This is a genomic window from Floccifex sp. (genome assembly GCF_051873555.1).
Taxonomy (GTDB): Bacteria; Bacillota_I; Bacilli_A; order Erysipelotrichales; family Erysipelotrichaceae; genus Floccifex.
Genome location: NZ_JBJEEY010000122.1, coordinates 1 through 7,435, shown reverse-complemented (window position 1 = coordinate 7,435; position 7,435 = coordinate 1). Strand labels below are relative to the sequence as shown.

General features: G+C 34.0%; 9 protein-coding genes. 6 read left to right on the top strand and 3 right to left on the bottom strand.

All coding sequences use genetic code 11. From position 1 onward, the window contains the following. The first annotated feature begins 171 nt into the window (after positions 1–171). From ACI32A_RS07095 to ACI32A_RS07085, 3 genes are read left to right on the top strand one after another with little or no spacing between them, the layout of a single operon-like run. Positions 172–900 (top strand): glucosamine-6-phosphate deaminase, encoded by a 729-nt coding sequence (locus tag ACI32A_RS07095; RefSeq protein ID WP_439754342.1) that lies wholly within the window; start codon positions 172–174, stop codon positions 898–900. A gap of 7 nt (positions 901–907) precedes the next feature. Beyond that, complete coding sequence (locus ACI32A_RS07090) at positions 908–1,495, top strand: class I SAM-dependent methyltransferase (RefSeq protein ID WP_439754341.1); 588 nt, start codon at positions 908–910, stop codon at positions 1,493–1,495. A 26-nt stretch (positions 1,496–1,521) separates the two neighbouring features. After that, positions 1,522–2,346: a DMT family transporter gene (locus tag ACI32A_RS07085; RefSeq protein ID WP_439754340.1), complete on the top strand. Its 825-nt coding sequence runs from the start codon at positions 1,522–1,524 to the stop codon at positions 2,344–2,346. Here ACI32A_RS07085 and ACI32A_RS07080 read toward each other — a convergent pair. The 3 genes from ACI32A_RS07080 to ACI32A_RS07070 are packed head-to-tail and all read right to left on the bottom strand — an operon-like array spanning position 2,343 to position 4,356. Continuing rightward, complete coding sequence (locus tag ACI32A_RS07080; RefSeq protein ID WP_439754339.1) at positions 2,343–3,107, bottom strand: DeoR/GlpR family DNA-binding transcription regulator; 765 nt, start codon at positions 3,105–3,107, stop codon at positions 2,343–2,345. The genes ACI32A_RS07085 and ACI32A_RS07080 overlap by 4 nt on opposite strands. 3 nt (positions 3,108–3,110) lie before the next feature. Continuing rightward, positions 3,111–3,863, bottom strand: a complete 753-nt coding sequence (locus tag ACI32A_RS07075; RefSeq protein ID WP_439754338.1) for a polyphenol oxidase family protein — start codon at positions 3,861–3,863, stop codon at positions 3,111–3,113. Further along, positions 3,856–4,356, bottom strand: a complete 501-nt coding sequence (locus tag ACI32A_RS07070; protein ID WP_439754337.1) for a flavin reductase — start codon at positions 4,354–4,356, stop codon at positions 3,856–3,858. The genes ACI32A_RS07075 and ACI32A_RS07070 overlap by 8 nt, the downstream gene beginning before the upstream one ends. Positions 4,357–4,489: 133 nt before the next feature. Here ACI32A_RS07070 and hrcA point away from each other — a divergent pair, with 133 nt between their 5' ends. The 3 genes from hrcA to dnaK all read left to right on the top strand — a co-directional run. Then, positions 4,490–5,533, top strand: a complete 1,044-nt coding sequence (gene hrcA, locus ACI32A_RS07065) for a heat-inducible transcriptional repressor HrcA (RefSeq protein ID WP_439754336.1) — start codon at positions 4,490–4,492, stop codon at positions 5,531–5,533. Further along, positions 5,520–6,062: a nucleotide exchange factor GrpE gene (gene grpE / locus ACI32A_RS07060; protein WP_439754335.1), complete on the top strand. Its 543-nt coding sequence runs from the start codon at positions 5,520–5,522 to the stop codon at positions 6,060–6,062. Before hrcA ends, grpE begins: the two co-directional genes overlap by 14 nt. A gap of 16 nt (positions 6,063–6,078) precedes the next feature. Continuing rightward, positions 6,079–7,435, top strand: a 1,357-nt coding sequence (gene dnaK / locus ACI32A_RS07055) for a molecular chaperone DnaK (RefSeq protein WP_439754334.1), incomplete at its 3' end; no start/stop codon positions are given.

Genomic DNA, 7,435 nt, shown 5'->3' with positions numbered 1-7,435 from the left:
ATTGTTGTTGCCGATCACACAAAATATAATGTACATGCAGGCCATTATTTAATGGATCGAAAAGATGTTACATCTTTTGTTTGTGACACTTCCTTATGAAGTGTCTTTTTTTTTATCCAAAATTAGCGATATCGCTAATTTTGTGATACAATAAAGAAAAAGGAGAGACGTATGAAAGTAACAATTTGTAAAGACTATGAAGAAGTAAGTCAAGTGATGGCACAAAGAGTGGTAGATATTGTGAATCAAAAACCAGATTGTGTTTTTTGTTTACCGGCTGGCAATTCACCCATTGGCATGTATCGCTATTTAGTGAAGATGTATCAAGAAGGAAAAGTTGATTTTTCAAAAATGAAAACCTTTGATATGGATGAATACGTTGGGTTTGCACCAGAGGATCCTCACAGCTTTATTTATTTTATGCACCAGCATTTTTTAGATCACGTCAATATGGATTTGAAAAATGTTCGCTATCCGGATGGATTAAGTGAAAACCTGGATGAAATGTGTCAACAATATGCTCAGGACATTATCGATGCAGGAGGCTTAGACATTGCGATTACAGGAATAGGGGATGATGGTCATATTGCGTTTAATGAACCGGGTCCATATCTTCGTCCAAGATGCCATGTCGTGAAATTGGATGAAAAAACAAGACAACAAAATGCCAATGCGTTTTTAGATTGTCCAATTCCAGAATTTGCCATTACAACGGGAATGGAAGAACACATGAAGTGCAAAAACTATTTTGTGGTTTGTTCAGGGGTACATAAAGCACCTTTATTAAAGAAATTATTTGAAAACGATCATATTGATCCGATGTATCCTGTTTCTTTTTTAAGAATGCATCCTAATGTTGAATTTATAATAGATGAACAAGCTGCTCAATTTATGTTATAATCCATCTATGAGTCAATATTTCGAAAACGATACAACAATAAAAGATGAACCATTTATATTTCATTTTTCCATACAAAATAAAGAATATAAACTCCAATCAAACAATGGTGTTTTTTCAAAAGACAAATTAGATACAGGAACCAAAATTTTACTGGAATGTGTATTAAAAGAAGAAAAAGAAGTACAACGTGTTTTGGATTTGGGTTGTGGGATAGGACCGGTTGGATTGGTAATGGCCCATCATTTTGATTGTGATTTAACAATGATTGATATTAATGAAAGAGCTGTTGAATTAGCCAGGCAAAATATGGCTTCATTTCAAAGTCGATGTACCATAAAATGTCAAGACGGATTGAAACAGGAAGATGGTTTCTTTGATTGCATTTTGTTGAATCCACCCATTCGTACTGGAAAAAAAGTCGTTTATTCTTTATTTGATCAGTGCATTGAACATTTAAAAGGAAATTTCTATGTTGTGATGCGGAAACAACATGGAGCGCAAAGTGCGATGAAGTATTTAGAAGAAAAAGGATGTTGTGTAGAGCGGATGTATCGGGATAAAGGGTTCTGGGTTTTAAAGATTTATTGGCAATGATTATCTTTTCTGTTAAAATAGCTTTTATGAAAAATAAAGGCTATTTTTATGTTTTAATTACGGTATTTCTTTGGTCTACGGGTGGTATTTTAATTAAATATACTTCAGGAAATGCGATTGCGATTAATGGGATTCGTTCTTTAATTGCAATGGGATTGTTTTATGTTTATAAAAGAGGATTAAAAATCAAAATCAATCGTTATGTTGTATTAGCTGCTTTTTGTTTGATGATGACTAATACTCTCTATGTTATTGCTAATAAAATGACAACAGCTGCCAATGCGATTGTATTACAATATTTAGCGCCTATATTTGTTTTGATATGGGATTGTTTATACCACAAAAGATTACCGTCTCTCAAACAATTTATATTAGTTATTCTGGCATTTAGTGGAATGGTACTCTTTTTCTTTGATCAATTAGATGGCGGAAAACTCATTGGAAATTGCCTGGCCATTTGTGCAGGACTATGTTTCTCAGGTGTATTCTTTGTGAATTCTTTACCCGAAGCTAGTAGTGAAGATGCCAGTATGCTAGGATTTTTATTATCGTTTTTAGTATCCATTCCATTTTTAAATCAAATGGATTACAGCAATATGACATCCAATATCGCTTTACTGGCGCTGGGGATTTTCCAGGTGGGATTGGCGTATGTGTTCTTCTCGAAAGGATCGAAATTGACCAATCCAGTCACAACATCTTTAATTGGATTGTTAGAAGCTGTGATGAATCCAATCTGGGTTTTCTTGTTTTATGGAGAAGCCATGGGAACATATGCTTTAATGGGATCGGCTGTCATCTTGTTTGCGGTCGTTTTAAATACTATATCTAGTAAAGAAAAAGCCGTTTAGTCGGCTTTTATTTGTATGACAGAAGGAATTTCTTTCACTTTTTCATATTCTTGTGGCGTAAGTTCATTGGTGATCAGCTGATCAATTTCACTGAATTTACAATAAATAAAAGGCGCTTCTTTTTGGAATTTAAAGCGATCACAAACTGTGATTATTTTTTTACTGCGATTGATAATATGTCTTTTAAATCCGACTTCGTGAACGTTGTTAGTTGTAAAGCCATCACAGTTCACAATGCCATCGCTTCCTAAAATCGCAACATCGACATTGATGCGATTGATAATTTGTTCAGCAAAAAAGCCATAACAGCGAAGGCCTTCGTTTAATACATCCCCGCCCGCAAAAATAATTTTTAAATTCATTTTGGCGCATTCCAGTGCCAGTGGAAGGGAATTAGTAACAATGGTTAAGTCTTTTTTTGTTTGAATGTATTGAATACCTAATATTATGGTACTACCGGAATCAAGATAAACCACTTGTCCATCTTTAATTTCCTGAAAAGCACGAAATACAATGTTTTTCTTTTCTTTAGGATGTTCCTGGCTTCTTAAATAAACAGGAAGCTCTCCTAGTGAATTATCCATACGTGCATAACCATGTTCACGCACCACAATATTTTGTCTTTCCATTTCATTTAAATCACTTCGAAGTGTTTCTGGTGTGACATTGAGTTGCTTGGCCAGGTCTGTGATTTTAATGCGATTTTCTTTAAGTAAAATATTACGGATTTGAACTTGGCGTTCATTTTTCTTTTTTGACATAATTTATTCCTTTATATAACCAAACGTAAAATGTTCTCCTGTTTTTTTATCATTGCGATAACTAAAACAAATTTCTTTTTCTTTTTTGGTATCCCATATACTTTCAACTATTTGTGTAATGCCATTGTTTTTCAACATTTGAATATTGATTCCCTGATTATCTAGATACGCTTTTTGATGGGGCATGTAACGAATAAAAGGTTCTACATCAAAATCCAGTTGATGAATTTGATCAATGACTTCCATTCCCACCTCCAGTGAATCCCATAAAATACTTGGTGAGAAAAAAGCTTTTGTGTTTTTTGGATGTAATATATTTTCAGCAATGAGTTGTTTAACAACTTTATTCACAATTCCTTGACAGGTTCCTTTCCATCCAGAATGAATGACACAAACACATGGAGTGCTTTCATCGACTAATAATAAGCCTACACAATCGGCTGTGAATACTCCAATTAATGTATTGGCATCGGTTGTATACAATGCATCTGTATTGAGTATACTGCTTTCTTTTTCATAAGCCCCTTTTCCTCTATCTTCTTTATAAACACGAACCACATTGGCTGTGTGTTTTTGCCAGGAAAGTACCCAGTTTGACAAAGGAAGCGTTTCTTGTTCCAATCGATGTCGATTTTTTAAAACATCTTCAGGATGTATACAAACATGAAGAGCTAAATTGTTTTGTTCGGGGCTATTTATTTCTTTTAAAGTGGTAGCACCAAATATATTGGAATCAATATGAACAATTTTATTCATGCGTATATACTCCTGTAATTTCTCCTATATAAATGTAATGCAAATCATCGTTTGGATAGTTTTTATCATAGAGATTCGAATATAAGAAATTTTCTTTTTCAAATTTTGAGACATATAATTTCTTGATTAAAAAAACGTCTTTTGCTTCTTCAAACGTTGGAAGATTTTCGATTTCAGTGACATGAAAATTCACGTTGGCAATTTTATCTTCGTCTTTTCCAGATTTTGTACCTAAATACGATAATTCTTTGTGATGGTCTTCAAAAAACGATAAAGTAAAACATTCACTTTCATCAATAAATTGTTTTGTGTATCGTTGTGGGCGAATAAAAGCAATAATAATATCTTTATTCCATAAATGGCCTAAAGCACCCCAGGAAGCTGTCATTGTATTGACTTTTTTTTCTTTTTTAGCTGTAATCAAAAACCATTCTTTTCCGATTTTGTCAAATGGATTAAAAGAAAGTGAATATAAATCAATTGGTTTAAACATAATATCATCTCCTATATATAGTGTATCAAATTATGAAAAAAAATGAAAAATTTAGCACCAAATTATTGACGGTGCTAATTTTTATGATATACTGTTAGCAGACAAAGAAAAGGAGTGCTAGATTGGAGGCTATATGGGATTAACGAATAGACAAAATGTTATTTTTAAAACAATTGTTGAAGAGTTTACTCGTAGTGCAGAACCGATTGGCTCTAAAACTTTGATGAATTTATTGGATTTCCCTGTTTCGTCGGCTACGATTCGAAATGAAATGGCGACTTTGGAAAAATATGGATTACTGGAAAAGACACATACTTCCAGTGGTCGAATTCCAAGTTCAAAGGGGTATCGATATTATGTGGAAAATTTATTGGAAACAGATATTGATGTGCCAGTGCAACAGTCATTAAAGTCTTATTTTTTACAGAGACATTATTCTGTTGATGAAGTCGTTGAAAAGTCTTGTGATATTTTATCGGAAATGACAAACTTAACGAGTATTGTTTTAGGTCCTGAGTGCAATGAACAGCGTTTACAGCATATTCAATTGATTCCTATCAATGAAAGAAGTGCTGTTGCGATTATTGTGACGGATCAGGGACATACTGAAAACAAGGTCTTTAATTTTAAAGAAGAAGTTTCTTTGGATGATATTCGTAAGTGTACAGAATTATTGAACGATAAATTAATAGGAACATTGATTTGTGATGTCGTGGATCGTATGAATGAAATTCATCCAATTATGTCAGCAACTTTGGTTCGACATGAAGTTTTATTTGAAGCATTTGTGACGGCATTTATGCGATTTGCCAATGAAAAAGTAAAAGTTTCAGGTCGAGGAAATATGTTGTTTCAACCGGAATTCAGTGACATGAATCGTTTGAAAGAATTAATGAACGTGCTGGAAGATAGTCAATTGTTTAGAGAATGGACACAAAAAGATGATAACGTTCTAGTAAATATTGACAGTCAAAAACAGCTGGTGCAAATTGGTGATTGTTCCATTATTAGTGCTAAGTTCAGATATACAAATCAGGAAGAAGGAAGATTAATGGTTGTAGGGCCAAATCGTATGCAGTATTCGAAAATTGTTGGCTTGATGGATTATATGACAAATGTGATTGAAGATATATTCTATGATGAACATAAGGGAGGTGGAAATGATGAGCAAGAATAAGAATGAAGAAAAAAAAGAGGCTGTAGAAAATACAGAAGAAGTCATTCAGGAAGAAGAAGTCGTTGAAGTAGATGAAAGAGATGCTTTGATTGAGAGTCTTCAAAATGAAGTTTTGAAATTGAAAAATGATTATGCCCGTGCATATGCAGATACAGAAAATTTGAAGAAGCGTTTAACAAAAGAAGCAGATACAGCTAAGAAGTATCGTTTTAAGGATTCGGCCTTAGAGCTTCTTCCAATTGTTGATAACATGGCAATGGCTTTGAAGGTACAGACAGAAGATGAGGCGTTGTTAAATTATGTCAAAGGTTTTGAAATGATTTACAATCAATTTATTGGTGTACTTGAAAAAGAAGGTGTCAAAGAAATTGATGCAGAAGGAAAACCTTTTGATCACAACACAATGCAGGCTTTGATGCAGGAACAACAAGAAGGTGTTGAATCTGGTATGGTATTGGAGGTTCTTCAAAAGGGATATATGTTAAAGGATCGTATTTTAAGACCTGCCTTAGTAAAGGTTAGCGAGTAAAAAGGAGGAATTGACTATGGCAAAAATTATTGGTATTGACTTAGGAACAACAAATAGTTGTGTTGCAGTAATGGAAGGAAAAGATTGTAAAGTAATTCCTAATCCAGAAGGAAATCGTACAACGCCTAGTGTTGTTGCTTTTAAAAACGGAGAACGAATTGTAGGAGATGCTGCAAAGCGTCAAGCGGTTACAAATCCAAACACAATTAGTTCTATCAAACGTTTAATGGGAACAAATGAAAAAGTTGAAGCAGAAGGAAAGAAATATACACCACAAGAAGTTTCGGCTATGATTCTTCAATATTTGAAGGGATATGCTGAAGATTATTTAGGTGAAAAAGTCACAAAAGCTGTTATTACTGTGCCTGCTTATTTTAATGATGCACAGCGTCAGGCAACAAAAGATGCAGGACGTATTGCTGGTTTAGAAGTTGAACGTATTATCAATGAACCTACAGCAGCTGCATTAGCCTATGGAATTGACAAAACAGATAAAGAACAAAAAGTATTGATCTATGACTTAGGTGGAGGAACTTTTGATGTTTCTATCTTGGACTTAGCCGATGGTACATTCGAAGTATTGTCTACAAACGGAGATACTCGTTTAGGTGGAGATGACTTTGATAATGTATTGGTTGATTGGATGATCGATATGTTTAAAAAAGACAATGGGGTTGATTTGTCTAAAGATAAAATGGCTATGCAGCGTTTAAAAGAAGCAGCTGAAAAAGCGAAAAAAGACTTAAGTGGTGTTACACAAACACAAATTTCTTTACCATTTATTTCAATGGGAGCTGCTGGTCCTTTACACTTAGATACAACATTGACTCGTGCTAAATTTGATGCAATGACAAAGCATTTAGTAGATCGTACTTTAATTCCAATTGAAAATGCTTTAAGAGATGCAAATTTATCAAAATCCGATATTGATCAAGTATTATTAGTTGGTGGTTCTACTCGTATTCCAGCTGTTCAAGAAGCTGTTCGTAATGCGTTAGGAAAAGCACCAAATCATTCTGTTAACCCTGATGAAGCCGTAGCAATGGGTGCTTCTATTCAAGGTGGAGTTATTTCTGGGGATGTAAATGATGTATTATTATTGGATGTTACACCTTTATCATTGGGTATTGAAACAATGGGTGGTGTTATGACTGTATTAATTCCACGTAATACTACAATTCCTACAAGTAAGTCACAAATTTTCTCTACAGCTGCAGATAATCAGCCAGCTGTTGATATTCGTGTATTACAAGGTGAACGTCCAATGGCAGCTGACAATAAAGAATTAGGTAACTTCCAATTAACTGGTATTGCACCTGCTCGTAGAGGGGTTCCTCAAATTGAAGTTAAATTTGATATTGATGCCAATGGTA

Excerpts from the sequence above, each read along its gene's own strand:
- ACI32A_RS07095 (WP_439754342.1), top strand. The coding sequence starts at position 172 with ATGAAAGTAACAATTTGTAAAGACTATGAAGAAGTAAGTCAAGTGATG.
- ACI32A_RS07090 (WP_439754341.1), top strand. The coding sequence starts at position 908 with ATGAGTCAATATTTCGAAAACGATACAACAATAAAAGATGAACCATTT.
- ACI32A_RS07085 (WP_439754340.1), top strand. The coding sequence starts at position 1,522 with ATGAAAAATAAAGGCTATTTTTATGTTTTAATTACGGTATTTCTTTGG.
- ACI32A_RS07080 (WP_439754339.1), bottom strand. The coding sequence starts at position 3,107 with ATGTCAAAAAAGAAAAATGAACGCCAAGTTCAAATCCGTAATATTTTA.
- ACI32A_RS07075 (WP_439754338.1), bottom strand. The coding sequence starts at position 3,863 with ATGAATAAAATTGTTCATATTGATTCCAATATATTTGGTGCTACCACT.
- ACI32A_RS07070 (WP_439754337.1), bottom strand. The coding sequence starts at position 4,356 with ATGTTTAAACCAATTGATTTATATTCACTTTCTTTTAATCCATTTGAC.
- hrcA (WP_439754336.1), top strand. The coding sequence starts at position 4,490 with ATGGGATTAACGAATAGACAAAATGTTATTTTTAAAACAATTGTTGAA.
- grpE (WP_439754335.1), top strand. The coding sequence starts at position 5,520 with ATGAGCAAGAATAAGAATGAAGAAAAAAAAGAGGCTGTAGAAAATACA.